Below are 17,549 nucleotides of genomic sequence, written 5' to 3'. Positions count from 1 at the left end.
CATCTCCCGATATAATACTTTACATGAACGGAAAATTATCGCTCACGATAATACTTTTATAAGCTGATCTACTTCTGCTGTCGTATTAAAACTATGTATCACGATGCGTAAACGTTCTGTGCCCAGCGGTACGGTAGGATGCAGGATAGGTCGTACATCCAGCCCCGCTTCCTGCAGCGTGGCCGCCACCCGGCGGGTGTTTTCATTCCCCCTTGTCATCACTACCTGTATCGGGTGCGTACCCGGTAAACTTTCCAGGTGTGCTGTGCCTGCGCGGAAACGGGTGATTAATGCCTGCAAGGTATGCCGTGCTGCCTGCATATAGGGGAAGGCGCTATAGCCGGCTGCGATGGCAGCCAGTGCTGCCGGCGGCAATGAAGTGGTATAAATAAAGGAGCGGGAAAAATTGATCAGATAGTCTCTTAATACAGCCGGGCCCAGGATGATAGCCCCATGACACCCGACGGCTTTACCAAAGGTATGTACGCGCGCCAGGCAGGCGTCCTGCAATCCCAGCGCCTGTACCAGCCCGGCTCCTTTTTCGCCGGTGATGCCGGTGGCATGGGCTTCGTCTACAATCAGGTAGGCCTGGTACCGGTGGCAAAGCGCAGCGATGTCGGCCAGTGGCGCTTCATCACCGTCCATGGAGTATACAGATTCCACAGCTACAAATACTTTCCCGGTGGCCTGCCGCAGTTTTTTTTCCAGGTCTTCCGGATCATTGTGCCGGAAAGCAAAGGACCGGGCTACAGATAACCGTATGCCGTCGCGGATGGAAGCATGTATCAGCTGATCATAAATAATGGTGTCTGTTTTTCCGGCGATACAGGAAAACAATCCCAGGTTGGCATCATATCCGGAATTGTAGAGCAGTCCGGCTTCCGCGGCATGAAAGGTCGCCAGATCTGTTTCCAGGTCATTGATCCATTCGTAGTTGCCCGCCAGCAGCCGGGATCCGGTGCTGCCATGCGATACGAAACGTTCCTGCATAAGGGTATGTATATGCGCTCTCACATCTGCATTGCGGGCCAGTCCCAGGTAATCATTGGAACAAAAATCTACTTTACCGGCCGGCAGCCGCAGCTGCCGGAAAGATTGCTGTACCCTGCGTTCATCGAGTAAACGCGCCATAAACGAAGTATCCAATTGATTCATACATGCATATTTTACCTGTGCAGGCAAGCCTGCCCGCACGTTTTGCCGGCAGCAATTGGCAATTTAAACTATTCAATCTTATCTTCGCACAAACAGACGGTATCAGGCCTGATGCCGGCCATTATTATTCAAATGAGCAAAGTATCTATACTCGGATTAAAACTACCTACTGACCCACGTTGGGTAAACCTGGCGGCCATTTCGCTGGAAGACATTCTGACGGACCACGCCTATTGTGAACAGAAAGCAGCATCTTCTGCGATTTCACTGATTCAGCGCAACCCGGAAAGAATCCGGTTGGTAGAAGAGCTGGCGCCTATTGTAACGGAAGAATGGGGACATTTCCGGCAGGTGCTGGCCGAAATGAAAAAACGCGGCCTGACCCTCGGCCGCCAACGGAAAGATGATTATGTAAATGCACTGATGGACAACCGGAGCAAAGGCGGACATGCAGATGATGCCTTCCTGGATGCCCTGCTGATATTTGCCCTGATAGAAGCCCGCAGCTGCGAACGTTTCCGCCTCCTGAGCGAAGGCCTGGAAGATGAATACATGCGGGAGTTCTACCGGAAATTCATGATCTCCGAAGCAGGCCACTACCGCCTGTTCATTGATCTCGCCAATGAATACTTCCCGGAAGAAAAAGTAAGAATCCGCTGGCAGGAGTGGTTGAAACTGGAAGCAGAGATCCTGCAAAACATGACGGTGCGCGGCGACAGAATGCACTAATATATAAAACCGTCTGGCAGCAAACAACCGGTGATACGCACCATGGTTAGCTTTCCGCCAGACGGTTCTTTTATACAGCCAGCTGTATGGATCAGAAATTGAATCCCATATTCACATAAAACTTCAACCGGCCCGACTGATCATTGTACATCAGCGTAGCCTCTACAGGTCCCAGGCGGCTGGTATATGCAGCCCCTACTCCATAGCCGCTGAGGAAAGAGGTTCTTTTAAAACCCGGCATGGAAATCATATTATCATATACGGCCACGCCTACTCTCGGCATCACAAATATATTCCGCACCACTTCCTGTTGCCATGCCATCTGCACTGCCACAATATTAGACGTCACCACTTCTCCTTCATATATACCAATGAAAGGTACCTGGTTACGGCTCAGATCCGCCATCCCGCCTACGATAAAGGCATTCGTCACAAACTGTTTATAACTGTTGTTCAATCCCGCTGTGGCATCAAACTCCAGGGCCGACTTCGTACCAAAAGGAATATAGTATTTCATTTTCAACATTAAACGCTGGTAGTTCCCGAAGTCCAGCCCCAGACTATCCAGGTTGATCGGTAAACTATCCTTGTTAAGGGAGATGCCCGAATGTTGATTATATACATAACCGGCTTCCATATTCAGGTACAATCCTTTGGTCGGATACAGTTTCCGGTTCAGGGAATTGATACCGAAAAATGCATAGGAGTTCAGCTGATTGGTACTGCCGCTCAGTTCCAGAAACGGAGAGTACTGTGGTTTAAACTTGATGTATTCCCAGCGCGTACCCGCTCCCACGGCCATATCGCGGCGGAGCGAATACAGCACATCCATATTTACATTAAAGTATTTATTCCGGTAAGGTTGGAGCTTATTAAAGCTATCATCATAAAACGTGAGGCTGTTATTTTCATAATAGGTACTCAGCCCAAAACCAAAATCACGGGTACGCCCCAGGTATTTGTAATACTCTGCTTCGAATCGCGGATTTTCACTCACCGCCATTCTGACAAAGGAGCGGGAGTTGGGCACAATGAAATTACGCTGGGTAAGGTTCAGGATGGCGCTGGCGCCGGTAAATGAATTATAGTTCAGGGCAAACTTCACATAGGTGAGCGGATTTTCTTCTGCCTGAATATCCATACGGGTTTTGCCATAACCTTCCGGTGTCAGGTTATAGGTGATGAGTTTATAAAAGCGGGTACCATACACATTTAAAATGGCATTCCGGATCTGCGCAGGCGTATAACATTCTCCTGGCTTCAGGTGCAACCGCTGGAGAAAAAACCGCTGATCAGAATGCAAGAGGCCATCTACATGAATACTGCTCAACTCTATGTCTGCGGCAAAAGGCAATCGTTCGGCCGCAAACGGTTCCTGCCGGGGATACAGCGCCTGCAGTGAATCCGCCATATGCTTGAATACCGGATACAGCTCCCGTCCTTTCCGCCGGCCTATTTCAATGATGGAGTCCACACTGTTGAAAGAAGCCGCCGAATAATCTTCCAGCTCTTTGTTGATGGGAATATATACATCACATATTTTCCGGGCTTCTTTAAAATCTTCTGCATCTTTATAAAAGCCCAACTGATACAGGATATCAAAGGGTGTCTGTAACTGCGATGCTTTCCGTAGTCCGCCACTTACATTGGATCCGATGATGATATCGGCGCCCATATCTTTGGCAGTAATGGTGGGAAAGTTACGCACCACCCCACCATCCACCAGTTTATGGTCGCCTATTTTCACGGCGGTAAAAATAGAAGGAATGGCCATACTGGCCCGGAGGCTGGTGACAATTTCACCACTGTCGAGGGTCACGATTTCCCCCGTGGCCACATCCGTAGCGATACATTTAAAAGGAATATTAAAGTCGGAGAACTTTTTCACATCTTTCACCGGCCAGCAAAGTTTCGCCAGTTCCAGCCACAGCGCTTCGCCGGAAATCACACCGGACGCCAGTTTGGGCTTCCCGTATTCAAAGGGAATCTCAATAATATATTTATTAAACTCATCTTTTTCTTCAAAAGAGATATCCGTCAATACCGGCTGATTGGTGAAAAGGCTGGTCCAATCCAGCTTACCGGCAATATCGGCAATGTGTTTGCCGGAATACCCCATGGCATATAAAGCGCCTACGATACTTCCCATACTGGTGCCTGTCAGGTAGTCGACTTTAAGCCCTGCACTGTCTATCGCTTCCAGTATACCAATATGGGCCAAACCACGCGCGCCTCCGCCACTGAGCGTTACGGCCACTTTTGGTTTATTTCCCCCGGTTTTTTGTGCTTGTGTACAGGTGATGGAGATAAAAAAACAACATAGTATCAAACCCGCAACCCTGCTGAAATTGAGTAACTGTCCTGGATTCATTGTTTAAAATTGCGCTTATAATTAAAGATAAGGCTTTATTGATTTCCGGCTTCCATCCATCCCTGATTTAATACAGTTGTTTGCAGGCATAATTTATATTCCTTATCTTTTTCCTGCTAACAACCAAAATCCACAAAACCCTTATGCAACATTTACGCACCACGCAGAATATCTGGCAGGTGATCCTGGCCTCGTCGGCAGGTACCCTGATAGAATGGTACGACTTCTATATATTCGGCAGCCTTTCCGTGATCATCTCAGAAAAGTTTTTTCCGCCCAGCAATCCGGAGCTGGCCTACATCGCCACACTGGCCACTTTTGCGGTAGGGTTCATTGTACGGCCTTTCGGCGCCATTGTTTTCGGGCGACTGGGCGACCTCACAGGCCGGAAATATACTTTCCTGTTAACGTTGCTGATCATGGGCGGGTCTACCTTTGCCATTGGGCTCATCCCCTCCTATCACACCATTGGTATACTGGCGCCCATACTGGTGTTGATACTCCGGCTGCTGCAAGGACTGGCCCTCGGTGGTGAATACGGCGGCGCTGCTACCTATGTGGCAGAACATGCCCCGGACCATCGCCGCGGCTACTATACCAGCTTTATTCAAACCACGGCCACCCTCGGATTGTTCGTTTCCCTGGCCGTCATTCTGATTACCCGTAGCCTGATGACGCCCGTGGATTTCAATAACTGGGGCTGGCGTATTCCTTTCCTGTTGTCGGTACTGCTGGTGATCATGTCGTATTACATACGGATACGCCTGCACGAATCGCCCCTGTTTACCCAAATGAAAAAAGAAGGGAAAACAGCTAAAAATCCGATCAGGGAAAGTTTCGGTAAAAAAGAAAACCTGCGGCTGGTACTGATTGCGCTATTCGGCGCTGCGATGGGTCAGGGGGTTGTTTGGTATACCGGACAGTTCTATGCCCTTTCTTTTCTGCAGAAAACCATGCAGATAGAATTTGTGCAATCCAACATTATCATTGCCGTAGCGCTGGTACTGGGAACGCCTTTCTTTATTCTTTTCGGCTCCTGGTCCGACCGGATCGGCCGGAAAAAAATTATGCTGGCAGGCATGCTGATAGCGGCTTTGGCCTATTATCCCATTTACAGTGCGATGGATCGTATAGCCGACATCAGCCAAAAACAGGAAATTACCGCGCAGTATAAAATAGAAAGTCATGCTACCCGAAATGATTCCCAGCAACTCACGTTGCAAACCACCCGGGTACATACCTATACAGATGGGAGTATCCTGCGGCAAACGAACGACAAAAAAGAATTAACCGTCAGCCGTATACAGGCTATCTGGCTGATAGGCCTTATTTTCATCCAGGTACTGTTTGTAACGATGGTGTATGGTCCGATTGCAGCGTTTCTGGTAGAACTGTTTCCTACGCATATCCGGTATACCTCCATGTCGCTCCCCTATCATATCGGGAACGGGGTATTCGGCGGGTTGTTACCGACTATTTCCACGTTGCTGGTAGCCCGGTACCATCACCACCTGGCAGGATTAATCTATCCGATTGCTGTGGCGCTCCTGTGTTTTGTGATCGGGTTGATCACGATTAAAGACAGAAAAAATGTACCGTTATAAACATTACTGCTCAAAATAAGTGAGCAGCGGCTGCATATCCAGCTGCGGATGATCGGCCATTACCTGCTTTACCTTTGCCGCATAGGTGCGCAAAAACTGCCGGTGATGGCTGCTCTCCGGGTTAAAAGGCCGGTGATGGGCCGCCCGGTTGATCTCAGCAATGGTATGTAGCAATGCCTGGCTATCCGGATGGATACAGGCTTTTACCACCTGTTCCCATACGTAGTTGATAGCGGTAGCGTTGGGATGTACCAGGTCTTCTTTATAAAAACGATAATCGCGCAGATCATCCAATACTAATTCATAAGCCGGGAAGTAATACAGCCGGTTAAATTTATTCACCAGGTGATGTACGGCCTGCAGCAGGATGGCCTTACTCAGGTTATTTTCTACCACTCCATCGCGGATATACCGCACCGGACTAACGGTGAAGAGTATATTAATCTTCCGGTTGCGGAAAAACAGCCGGTGCATCACATTATCCAGTGCCGTGATCACTTCATCTGCCGTCAGCATTCTTTTATAAAAAGCCGCCGCCGGCACTTTGTGGCAGTTACCTACCATCCGGTTGTTTTCCTTGAGTACATAGGCATGGGCGGAACCCAGGGTGAGTATCAGCCAGTCTGCCTGCTCCAGGCTGCGTGCCGCCGCTGCATGCGCCGTATTGATGGCGTCCAGCGTTGCCTCCGGTGTTACTGCCGCAAAACGACTGTGGTGATCCCAGCTGTGCCAGGTATCATTATGCTGAAAAAGATCTTCCTGCGTATATACTTTTCCATCGAGATAGTGATGGAGCGCTTTGGTAATACTTAATGGATTATACAGGATACCATTGGGATTAATAATCGTATTAAACCGGTGTTCCTGTAATTTTTCCCCGATTTCTTCTGCAAAACAGGAACCCATCAGCAATAATTCGTCGCTGTAACGGATCGCTGATTCCAGCGGTTCTACCGGGAAACTCAAATGAAACTGCATGTATAATGGTTAATCTTTAAAAACGATATCTGCCAGGCGCTGCGCTTCCCGCAGAGCGGCCTGGTTGAGCGACAACGGCTCCTGGTGCTGCTCGCAGAATGCCAGCAAATGCTCCGTAGCCAGGTTGCCCACCAGTTCATCTTCTGCCATGGGGCAGCCGCCAATCCCTTTCAGGGAGCTGTCGAACCGCTTGCATCCCTGCTCCCACGCGGCCAGTACTTTGGTTTCCCAATTCTGGGGGGAAGCATGAAAATGAGCGCCGATTTCCACCCCGGGATAAGCCGGAATGAGGTGTTTGAAGAGCGCGGTAATGGTACCAGGATCGGCCAGCCCTACGGTATCTGCCAAGGAAATGGTATTGATCTCCATCTTTACCATCTCTTCTACCCATTGCAATACAATTTCCGGACTGTAAGGATCTCCGTAAGGATTTCCAAAACCCATGGAAATATATACCACCAGCTCTTTATTGTTTTTGAGGCAAAGCTCCTGCATGGTTTGTACCTGCTCCAGCGATTCCGCAATGGTTTTATTGGTATTCCGCAACTGAAAGGTTTCTGATACGGAAAACGGGAATCCCAGGTAGTTGATTTCATCAAAGATGATGGCTTCTTCTGCTCCTCTTACATTCGCTACAATCGCCAGCAGTTTGCTCGCAGTATCATCCAGCTGCAACCGGGGTAATACGTCTTTGGTATCTGCCAGCTGCGGGATCGCTTTAGGCGAAACAAAGCTGCCAAAATCGATGGTATCAAAGCCTACCTTCAGCAGGGCATTCAGGTATTCTACTTTCTCATCTGTACTGATCATCCTGTGCCAGCCCTGCATGGCATCGCGGGGACATTCTATAAGTTTCAGCATAAAAAAACTATAAGCAATACAAATTACGAATTAAGCCGTAAGAAAATACACATTCACGGGAAGATAACAGGGTATCATCTTCCCATAAATGTGTATAGCAGTATTTAACCTGATTAAATAGTTCTTTGCTTCAACGCTTCGTACAGAATAATTCCTGCCGCCACAGCCACATTGAAAGATTCAAAGTTACCGGCCATGGGTATACGGAAAAGGGTATCGGAAGCTTTTATCAGGGAAGGATATACGCCTTTGTCTTCGGAACCCATAATCACAGCTACTGGTTCTTTCAGGTCGAGGTCGTAGAGTTTGGTTTCCGTTTCCATCTCACTCGCCATTACTTTAATCCCGTTGAGATGTAAGGTATCGATGGCTTTGTTCAGGCTATTGACCCGGCAAACGGCTATTTTTTCCAGGGCGCCGGCAGAGGACTTAACGGCTTCCTCATTGAGGGAGGCAATGCCTTTATCCGGGATGATGATAGCCTGTGCACCGCAACAAACGGCACTACGGGCAATGGCGCCAATATTACGTACATCTGTAATACCGTCCAGGATGAGGAACAACGGCGTTTCTCCCTGTTCAATCACATGAGAGATCACATCCTGCAGGTCCAGGTAGGTGACATTACCGGCAATGGCGATACACCCCTGGTGATTCGCCTGGGTAAGGCCGTTCAGTTTTTCTACCGGAACATAATTGATGGGAATATTATTGGCAAATGCTTTTTCTTTGATCTGAGGGATAATATCTCCCGTGGCAGAACGGAGTAAAAAGATCCGTTCTATGGATTTGCCGCTGTTGAGCGCTTCTACTACAGGCTGCCGGCCTATGATCATAGCAGACTGTTTAGGCCGCTGCGTTGGGTACCTTTTCGGGCCGCCTCCTTCTTTTCTTTCTCCTTTGAAAGCGTTGTATTTTCTTTCCATGTGCTGCAAAGGTAACGGGTTTATTGATTTAATACCCCTTCATACAACATCAGCTTCACTTTTTGTATGGCGGCAACAGACAGCGAATCGGTGATTTCGTAGCGTTGCACCATGCGGTAGGCTTCTTCAAAAGGTATTTTTTTCAGGTGCAGCTCCTCCGTATCTTCCGGCTCTGCCGTACGTTGCTCCAGCCCTCTTGCCAGAAACACAACGCCTGTTTCATCACTCACGGAATTAGACATATCCAGCTGCACAATCTCTTCCCACCGGCTGGCCACCAGCCCGGTTTCTTCCAGTAATTCCCTTTTGGCGGTATCCAGTGCTTCTTCTCCCAATGGACCGCCGCCTTCCGGAATCTCCCAGCTGAAACGGTTCACAGGAAAGCGAAACTGTCCTACCAGATAAATGTTCATCTCATCATCGAGCGCAATGACCCCTACTGCCAGATTCTTAAAATGCACCACGCCATAAATCCCCGGGTTCCCCGAGGGATTGAGGCCTTCATGGTGCCAGACGCTGATCCAGTTATTATCGTAGCGGATTTCCCTGGAGTGTATGGTCCAGGGATTTTTTGATGTATCCATGCTGCAAAGTAAATAAATCGCCCGGTTACAGCGACAGATAATAGTAATAGGAGTCGGTATCTTTCTTAAACCCGGTGGCTTCATACAGCGCCTGGGCGCCGGTATTGGTCATGTAGGTCTGCAACATCAGCCAGGCGGCCTGCGTATCCCGACCATGAGCCGCTGCGGCATCTATCAGGGTACGACCAGCACCTTTGCCCCGGTGGGATTCCAGTACATAGAGATCGTTGAGTAACCAGCCACGCTTCATACCCACGGAAGTAAATATCGGATACAGTTGTGTAAATCCTACAATTTCATCCCCTTCCATGGCCACAAATATCACACTGTCCTGCAATGCAATCCGTTCGCCGATAAATGCCAGGGCGCCTTTATAATCCGGAGCCTGGTCATAAAAACTGCGATAGGCGTCAAATAATACAGCTACTTCATTCAAATGTAATTCGGTTGCGCGTATAGCTTTCATAAGATAATTATTTACGTAGAGATTCAATAAGCTTTAAAAGTAGCGCTTTCCGGTATAAAATAAAAGATGCCCGATCCGGTAAAGACCGGGCTGGGCATCTGACTCTTTACTTCTACCTTAAAACGTTAGCTATTACTAAAACGTCTATTATTGTTTAGCAGCTGCCAGATAGGCCTGCTTACTTTTATTAAAGGCATTGTTGACCAGGAATACGCCTCCCACTGTTACCAGGGAACAAAGGCCCATTAACCAGGTCAGTTTTTCATGCAGCAACAACCATCCCAGCAGCACCGCTACAATAGGATTGATATAGGCATATACCGATGCCTGTGCCGGCGGCAGATTATTCAGCGCAAATACATAAGCCGAATAGGATAATACAGAACCTACCAGCACCAGGTACAGCAAGCTTTCCCACAGTTCAATGGTAAAGCTGCCGGCATCCAGGTGTTGTCCCATAAACAGGGTGGCAATGATCAGCATCACCACGCCGCTGAAAAACATCTGGAAACCGGCGCCGTATAAATAATTTACATTCAGCGCCCATTTGGCCGTCAGCACGGATCCCAAAGCCCAGAAAATACAGGCGCAGAAAGACAGGAAAATGCCAAACTGAAAATCAGGATTCACCAGGCTGGATAAATAGTTATAGAAGATACCGGCCACACCGCCGAAACCCAGTATCATCCCAATGATCAGCTGCAGACTTAACCGCGTACGCTGCACCAGGAAATAACTGAATAGCGTAATCCAGATAGGTACCGTGGCGGCAATGATAGCCCCCAGTCCACTGGGAATGTATTGCATCGCCCAGGTGAATAATCCGTTACTGCCGCACAGCATCAATAGTCCGATAACAAATAACTTCGACAACACAATTTTCTCCGGCAGCTTGTGTCCTTTCAGTAAAAAAAATCCGATAATTAAAAACCCTGCGCTTGACTGTCGCAATCCTGCCAGCATCATGCCGTGGATATACCGGACGCCTACGCTGGAAGCCAGATAAGTGGTTCCCCAGAAAATGCTTACAATCGCCAATGCGATGTAGGCATTTGTATGTGATTTACGCATATTAATATTGATTCACGATGGTTGCGGCCAGGTCTTTCATCGTATGATAGGCCAGCAATACATCTTTAGTAGTTGTTCTCCAGTTAACCAATGCCGCACGGATACCCGGTACGCCTTTATATACCGTACGCGTCATACATACCACCCCACTGCTGTTCAATGCTTCCAGGAAAGCATCTACGGCAGCCTCCCGGGAGGCAGCGGGTACATTCAGCGTAAAGCACACCACGCACATACGCACCGGCGCCAGCAAGGTGAAGGTGTTGTCCTGCTGCAATAACATGCCCAGCTCTTTAGCCAGGATAATATCATTTTCCACCAGCCACTTATATCCTTCTTTACCATAGGCCATCAATGAAAACCAGGCGGGCAGGGCACGCAGGCGACGCGAGTTCTCCGGAATGTAATTGATAAAATTAAAGTTGGCCGCCGGATCGCCCAGATAAGCGGCACCTGCATTTTGAAATACGGCTACCTGCAGATCGGGATGCCGGGAAAAAATCATCGCCGAATCGTACGGTACATTGAGCCACTTGTGGGCATCTATGGTAATACTGTCTGCGGCTTCCCAACCCTGCAGCAAATGTTTGTAAGTATCGCTGCAGGCGGCAAATCCACCGAATGCCGCATCGATGTGCAACCAGAAGCCATATTCTTTTTTCAGCGCCACCAATGCCGCGATATCGTCAAAGTCTACGGTATTCACGGTACCGGCGTTGGCCACATATATTAAAGGAACGCCTTTGTTGGCTTCCAGGTAATTTTTCAAGGCGGCAATATCCACACATTCCCGGTCATCCGGTACCGACAGGCGGATAATATTATCTCTTCCCATCCCCAGCATGGATAAGGCTTTGCCGATACTGGAGTGTGGCAGCGCCGATACTACCCGAAGGTCTTGCAGACCAGCCATACCATCACGACCAATATCAATACCACGTTGTTGCCCCAGCCACTGACGGCCAATGGCCAGTCCGGTTAAGTTAGCCATGGTAGCACCGCTAACGAATGCCCCCAGGAAATCGTCCGGTAATCCCAACAGCGATCTTAATAATGTAATGGTCTCCCGCTCTATATGAAAAGCGACAGAGCTTTTATCCGATGAATTCAGATCCATGGCCGATGTAATCCAGTCGCCCATGAGTGCCGCGGGTGTTACGCCACCGGTGACAAATCCCCAGTAACGGGGACCTGCAGGAGCTGCCAGGTCATCGCCATATTGTTGTTGGAATAATTCCAGTGTAGCAGCGCCACCCATCCCAGCTACCGGCAGTGGCAAATGCACAGGCTCCCCAGGTTGTTTATCGGCCGGTAATTGATCTATGGCTGCTAAAAATTTACTGCTAAAGTCTTTGGTCAGCTGCAACAGCTGGTCGGTCTGTTGCAGATCATCCTGTAGTTTCATCTCCATACCTGGTTGTTAATAAATAGGATATTTTGGATTGCTGAATGAACAACAAAATTGCAATAAATAAAGTGGAAAAAACAGATGCAGTTTTGTTTATTTTGACCAGATCAGATTTTCATCCAAACAGGTTTCTTTTTTTCGCAGGCAGATGATCCTATTATTATAACAATCCCGTAAACAGGTCTGTACGTTCATGTGCCAGTAACCAGCGTTTTCGCCACAAACCGCCGCCATAGCCAATCAGGGTACCATCGCTGCCAATCACCCGGTGACAGGGTATAATGATGGCCAGTCTGTTTTTACCATTGGTAGTACCTACTGCCCGGATACTCCGGGGATTATGAATACGATGGGCCAGCTGTTGATAGGAAATCGTTTGTCCATAGGGAATCGTCTGTAACTGTTGCCAGACTGTTTGCTGAAAAGCAGTACCGGGTTGGGCAATGGGGATGTCAAACACTTTGCGGTCACCCTTGAAATATTCCAGCAACTGCTGCGCACAATCCAGCAGCAAAGCCGGCGGCGGCGCCACATCTACCGGCGGGTCCTCCGTAAAGGTGACTTCCCCGATACAGGTGGCCGTACCACTGATCTGCAGCGGACCAACGGGCGTGTCTATACGAAGATGATATATTGTTTCCATGTACAATCATTATTGCGGCAACAAAGAGCGCCACAGGTAAAAGGTAGCGTAAGCGGCGTGTTCTTTCCAGGGAGCCGTATACTGTTGCAGTTCGGCCATCGTGGGTTTGGCTGGCAGCTGCAACCGGGCCTTGATGGCATTCTGTAATCCCACATCTTCCAGCAGCACAGATTGCGGGAAACGACGATACTTCATCAGGGTATAGTTGGCTGACCAGTTACCAATACCTTTCAGTGCGATTAGCCGTTCCCGTGCCTCCTCATAGTCCATGGCAGCGAGCTGCGATTCGCTGAGCCGGCCTTCTGCCAGCTCGCGGGCTGTTGCAATCAGGTATAATGCCTTACTTCTGGAAAACTGCATCGGTGTAAGCTGCTCCGGCGTAAGCGCCGCGATAACAGCCGGATGCGGATACAGATAAAAATCTGTTTCTCCGATCCGGGCATGGTATCCGAAATGCGTAATAAAACGTTGCCGTAATGTATAAGCGAAAGTCAGGTTAATCTGTTGTCCGATAATCGGCCAGCTGATGGCTTCAAACAAATCCGGCATTCCTACCAGCCGCAGGCCATGGTAGGCCTGTGCCAGCCCATTCAGCAACGGATCTGTGAGGGTATAATCATAAAAAGGTTGCAATACACCATCCAGGTGTAGCCAGTGTGTAATATAATCGATGATGGGTTGCTCCGGCACGGGATCTCCGGCAGGAGCCAGTACAGTGGCCTGCAGGTATGCGGCAGTGGTACCGGCTGTAATTTCCACCACTACCGGCTCACCTGCTACCAGTAACATCTTCAGCAATTTGTCGCCCTGTATATAATGCAGGCATTCCTTATCGGATCTGCCCAGGAAAGGTAAGCATGCTGCAAAGGAAAAGTTGGTGGCATCTTTTACCGGTATCTTTATTTTCTGCCTGATCATGCACAAAATTAATCAAACCCTTACATGCAACAAGCCCGATTATTGCTTTTATAGGCGAATGAAAATTATTGCTGCAGCATCCCCCACCAGGGCCTTTTCCGGAAGCGGGTGTCGTTTCCGGAAAAGACAGGCAGGACATTTATTCCGGTATCAGCCGGGTAGTTACCACGATGCGGTTCCAGGAGTTGATTACCACAATCGCCATAATCACTTTGGCCAGTTCTTCCTGTGAAAACACAGCGGCTGCCGCGTTATATACGTCGTCTGGTACACGGGTAACAGACAACAGGGTGACTGCTTCCGTGAGTGCCAGCGCAGCTCTTTCCTTTTCTGTATAGAAAGGTGCTTCCTGCCAGGCTGCCAGATTATAAAGGCGTTTTTCTGTTTCACCATGTTTACGGGCATCTGCCGTATGCATGTTTAAACAAAAGGCGCAGCCATTGATCTGTGATGCCCGTATTTTGATCAGTTCTGCCAGGGTGTGATCCAATCCGCAGTTATCCAGGAAAGCCTGTAGTTCTTTCATGGCTTTAAATCCTGCCGGTAATACACTGGAGATATCCATTCGCTGTTGCATAGGAAAATATTTTTTATCTGAAAAAACAGTGGTGCTGTTGATAGTAGCACGACACAAAATAACGGCAAAAAGGTACACCAAAACAGATACAGAAAAGGACAACTTCAAGCATAACAGATTATCTTTAGGGAGATGAAAAAAAACGACCGCTTTTTATACCTCCGGCTGGCCGACAAGATAGAAACCATGATCCATCAGGGCGTGTATGCTATCGGAGATAAACTGCCTTCTGTCAGATCGCTGCATAAAGAACACGGCATCAGTATCAGCACGGCGCTGCAGGTATATACCCACCTGGAAAAAAGAGGCTGGGTAACCGCCCGGGAAAAATCAGGTTACTTTGTACAATATGCACAGCCGATCCGGCCACAGTTACCACCGGTCACCAATCCGTCGCCGATGGCGGCAGAAGTGCGGATATATGATCAGGTAGAAATGTTTTTACAAAAGCAGAAAGGCAAAAAGTTCATTTCGCTGATCGGAGAATCACCGCATATTTCCCTGCTGCCTACCCTGAAGCTCAACAAAGCGCTGCAACAGATCGCCCGCTCCCATACTACGGCTTATTTGCCCTACGGAGATCTCATCGGCCACGAGCCGCTGCGGCGGCATATCGCCCGGCTATCGTTGCATTGGGGCGGCGCCCTTCATCCGGAACAGATTGTCGTCACCAACGGCGCTATAGAAGGCGCGGGACTGGCTTTGCGGGCCGTCGCCAAAGCCGGCGATACCATCGCCATTGAATCGCCTACTTTCTTCGGATTGCTGCAGGCCATAGAAAGCCTGGGCATGAAAGCCCTGGAAATCCCTACCGATCCGGCTACCGGTGTTAGTCTGGATAAACTGGAACATGCTTTCCGCAAGAAAAAAGTACAGGCTTGTCTTTTTACCACCAATTATAATAACCCACTGGGCAGCTGCATGCCCGACAGTCATAAGGCGCAGCTGGCACTGTTGCTGCAGCAATACCAGATCCCGTTGATTGAAGACGATGTATATGGCGATCTGCACTTTGCACCGGAACGGCCCAAAACCATTAAAACCTATGACCGCGACGGACTCGTATTATATTGTTCTTCCTTCTCCAAAACCATTGCACCCGGCCTGCGCATCGGCTGGATTACAGGTGGCCGCTACCACGATAAAATAGCCCGCCTCAAATTCATGACATCTGCCAGTACCGGCCTGCTGCCACAGCTACTCATCACCAACTTCCTGGAACAGCAACGGATGGACCTGCACCTGAAAACCCTGCGCCAAACCATTCATACACAAATGATGCAGGTAGCCAGAATTGTGCAACAATGTTTTCCGGCCGACACGCAGCTCACCCGCCCGGGTGGCGGTATCAGCTCCTGGGTAGTATTGCCGTCCCGCGTAGATACCCGCCTGCTGCACCGCCAGGCAATGACACATCATTTTACCTTTACACCCGGCGGCCTCTTCTCCAGCCAGGATAAATACCATCACTGCCTGCGGCTTTCCGGGAGTAATCCGGTCAATGAAGACCAAATCTGGGCTTTACAACTGCTGGGAAAACTCATTCATCAACAGTTAAAATAACGGTATAAAAAAATCAGTATAAACAGATGCCGTTTTATTAATTTTGACCAGATCAGATATTGAATGCCATGTTAAAAACTGCCGATCATCTCTACCTCCAGGTAGCCGATAATATAGAACAGCTGATTGAAAAGGAAGTCATGAAAATCGGCGAAAAACTGCCGTCGGTACGTATGCTGAGTAGACAGCAGGGTATCAGCATGACCACCGCCTTCCAGGCCTATTACCACCTGGAAGCCAAAGGCCTCATTGAATCCAGGCCTAAATCGGGCTATTACATCCGTTTCAATACGCGACGCATGCCACCCATGCCCGACACCTGCCAGCCGGTTAAAAAGGCCTCAGAAGCCACCGTGAATGATATGGTGATGGAAGTGTTCAATCATATGAACCGGGAGGATATCCTTAAATTTTCCGTGGCTACACCGCCGGTACAGATCCTGCCGGCAGCCAAGATGAGCAAAGCCGTTATCCATGCTATGCGGCAGTTACATGCCGGTGGCATCGGTTATGAACCCCTCCAGGGGAATGAATTGCTGCGCGGACAAATAGCCCGCATAGCGCTCAGCTGGGGTAGTACCTTTACCGCCGATGATGTGATTACCACCAGCGGTTGTATGGATGCCCTCACACTCTGTCTCGCAGCTACTACGCAGCCCGGCGATACCATTGCCGTGGAAAGCCCCGCCTACTACGGCGCCCTGCAACTGGCCGAAAGTTTGAACCTGAAAGTGCTGGAAGTACCCACGCATCCTGTCACCGGTGTAGACCTCGACTACCTCGACAAAGCCATTCCCCGGCATAAAATCAGGGCATGCCTGTTTTCCACCAACTTCAACAATCCAATGGGCGCCTGTGTACCCGATAAAAATAAAAAGGAACTGGTCAGCATCATTGTAAAACATGATATCGCCCTCATTGAAGACGATATCTACGGGGATCTTTACTTTGGCAAAGAACGGCCGGCTAACTGCAAAACGTTCGATAAACACGGACACGTACTGTTATGTAACTCCTTCTCCAAAACACTCGCACCCGGATACCGCGTAGGATGGACCATGCCAGGCAAATACAAGGAAAAGGTGCTGCTCCTGAAACAGAATCATTCCATCGCCTGCTCTTCCCTCCCACAGGCAGCGGTAGGGCACTTTCTGGAAATAGGCCGTTATGAACACCACCTCCGGAACCTGCGGAAAATCATGCATACCCAGTGTCTGCGGTATTCGCAGGCTATCAGCGAATACTTCCCGGACACCAGCCGCATCTCACGCCCGCAAGGTGGCTGTGTACTATGGATTGAACTGGAAGATCACGTCAATACGTTTGAACTGTTCCAGCAGGCGCTGAAACATAAAATCAGTATCTGCCCGGGCAGGATCTTCTCCCTGCAAAACCGGTACAACAACTGTTTTCGTCTCAGCTTCGGCAATCCCTGGAGTAAATCCATCGACGAAGGGTTAAAAACACTGGGAAAACTGATTCGTAAAATCAGCTGACGGACCGGCCATTATCAGTCCCCTTTACGATCATCAAAGATGGTGATGCTATCAACGTCAACGTATATACGAACATCGCCTCTTCCGGAAGATAAATGCAGAACGTATCCGCTAAAATCTTCCGGAAGAGGCGATGTGTATTGCTTCATGGTTTAACCGTTGAATCCTCGTCTATTCGTAGTGCCAGTCTAAATTAGCT

Annotated in this window: 16 protein-coding genes; 4 read left to right on the top strand and 12 right to left on the bottom strand. The window is 49.0% G+C overall.

The features are described 5' to 3' along the window. Positions 1 to 42 precede the first annotated feature (42 nt). On the bottom strand, positions 43 to 1,155 hold the full coding sequence (locus tag OL444_RS13515) for an aminotransferase class I/II-fold pyridoxal phosphate-dependent enzyme (protein ID WP_264732664.1): 1,113 nt from the start codon (positions 1,153 to 1,155) through the stop codon (positions 43 to 45). A 132-nt stretch (positions 1,156 to 1,287) separates the two neighbouring features. Here OL444_RS13515 and OL444_RS13510 point away from each other — a divergent pair, with 132 nt between their 5' ends. After that, on the top strand, positions 1,288 to 1,884 hold the full coding sequence (locus OL444_RS13510) for a MiaE family protein (protein WP_264732665.1): 597 nt from the start codon (positions 1,288 to 1,290) through the stop codon (positions 1,882 to 1,884). A 91-nt stretch (positions 1,885 to 1,975) separates the two neighbouring features. Here OL444_RS13510 and OL444_RS13505 read toward each other — a convergent pair whose 3' ends face one another. Then, positions 1,976 to 4,141, bottom strand: a complete 2,166-nt coding sequence (locus OL444_RS13505) for a patatin-like phospholipase family protein (RefSeq protein ID WP_264732666.1) — start codon at positions 4,139 to 4,141, stop codon at positions 1,976 to 1,978. A gap of 257 nt (positions 4,142 to 4,398) precedes the next feature. On the opposite strand from OL444_RS13505, the gene OL444_RS13500 reads away from it, so the two are divergent. Then, positions 4,399 to 5,859 (top strand): MFS transporter, encoded by a 1,461-nt coding sequence (locus OL444_RS13500; protein ID WP_264732667.1) that lies wholly within the window; start codon positions 4,399 to 4,401, stop codon positions 5,857 to 5,859. A gap of 3 nt (positions 5,860 to 5,862) precedes the next feature. On the opposite strand, the gene OL444_RS13495 is transcribed toward OL444_RS13500, so the two are convergent. The 10 genes from OL444_RS13495 to OL444_RS13450 all read right to left on the bottom strand — a co-directional run bounded on the left by OL444_RS13495 (position 5,863) and on the right by OL444_RS13450 (position 14,291). Beyond that, positions 5,863 to 6,837 carry a GSCFA domain-containing protein gene (locus tag OL444_RS13495; protein WP_264732668.1) on the bottom strand — a complete coding sequence of 325 codons (975 nt, stop codon included), beginning with the start codon at positions 6,835 to 6,837 and terminating at the stop codon, positions 5,863 to 5,865. Between the two features lie 9 nt (positions 6,838 to 6,846). Next, the gene (locus OL444_RS13490) at positions 6,847 to 7,698 is read right to left on the bottom strand and encodes a hydroxymethylglutaryl-CoA lyase (protein WP_264732669.1); all 852 of its coding nucleotides are present in this window, start codon (positions 7,696 to 7,698) and stop codon (positions 6,847 to 6,849) included. Positions 7,699 to 7,811: 113 nt separating this feature from the next. Next, on the bottom strand, positions 7,812 to 8,624 hold the full coding sequence (gene rlmB, locus OL444_RS13485; protein WP_264732670.1) for a 23S rRNA (guanosine(2251)-2'-O)-methyltransferase RlmB: 813 nt from the start codon (positions 8,622 to 8,624) through the stop codon (positions 7,812 to 7,814). Positions 8,625 to 8,644: 20 nt separating this feature from the next. Next, on the bottom strand, positions 8,645 to 9,208 hold the full coding sequence (locus tag OL444_RS13480) for an NUDIX domain-containing protein (RefSeq protein ID WP_264732671.1): 564 nt from the start codon (positions 9,206 to 9,208) through the stop codon (positions 8,645 to 8,647). Between the two features lie 25 nt (positions 9,209 to 9,233). Next, positions 9,234 to 9,674 carry a GNAT family N-acetyltransferase gene (locus tag OL444_RS13475; RefSeq protein ID WP_264732672.1) on the bottom strand — a complete coding sequence of 147 codons (441 nt, stop codon included), beginning with the start codon at positions 9,672 to 9,674 and terminating at the stop codon, positions 9,234 to 9,236. Positions 9,675 to 9,821: 147 nt separating this feature from the next. After that, complete coding sequence (locus tag OL444_RS13470) at positions 9,822 to 10,745, bottom strand: EamA family transporter (protein ID WP_264732673.1); 924 nt, start codon at positions 10,743 to 10,745, stop codon at positions 9,822 to 9,824. Position 10,746: 1 nt separating this feature from the next. Continuing rightward, the gene (locus tag OL444_RS13465; protein ID WP_264732674.1) at positions 10,747 to 12,156 is read right to left on the bottom strand and encodes a pyridoxal phosphate-dependent decarboxylase family protein; all 1,410 of its coding nucleotides are present in this window, start codon (positions 12,154 to 12,156) and stop codon (positions 10,747 to 10,749) included. A 157-nt stretch (positions 12,157 to 12,313) separates the two neighbouring features. Then, entirely contained in the window at positions 12,314 to 12,796 is a 483-nt protein-coding gene (locus OL444_RS13460) for a methylated-DNA--[protein]-cysteine S-methyltransferase (protein ID WP_264732675.1), read from the bottom strand. A 9-nt stretch (positions 12,797 to 12,805) separates the two neighbouring features. Then, a complete protein-coding gene (locus OL444_RS13455; protein ID WP_264732676.1) occupies positions 12,806 to 13,714 on the bottom strand; it encodes a DNA-3-methyladenine glycosylase family protein in 909 nt (302 codons plus the stop codon). Between the two features lie 139 nt (positions 13,715 to 13,853). Further along, positions 13,854 to 14,291: a carboxymuconolactone decarboxylase family protein gene (locus OL444_RS13450; RefSeq protein ID WP_264732677.1), complete on the bottom strand. Its 438-nt coding sequence runs from the start codon at positions 14,289 to 14,291 to the stop codon at positions 13,854 to 13,856. 132 nt (positions 14,292 to 14,423) lie between these two features. Here OL444_RS13450 and OL444_RS13445 point away from each other — a divergent pair, with 132 nt between their 5' ends. Next, entirely contained in the window at positions 14,424 to 15,854 is a 1,431-nt protein-coding gene (locus OL444_RS13445; RefSeq protein WP_264732678.1) for an aminotransferase-like domain-containing protein, read from the top strand. Positions 15,855 to 15,922: 68 nt separating this feature from the next. Beyond that, on the top strand, positions 15,923 to 17,350 hold the full coding sequence (locus OL444_RS13440; protein ID WP_264732679.1) for an aminotransferase-like domain-containing protein: 1,428 nt from the start codon (positions 15,923 to 15,925) through the stop codon (positions 17,348 to 17,350). The last annotated feature ends 199 nt before the right edge of the window (positions 17,351 to 17,549 follow it).

This window comes from Chitinophaga nivalis (assembly GCF_025989125.1).
Classification (GTDB): Bacteria; Bacteroidota; Bacteroidia; order Chitinophagales; family Chitinophagaceae; genus Chitinophaga; species Chitinophaga nivalis.
This window is presented reverse-complemented; position numbering and strand designations above follow the sequence as displayed.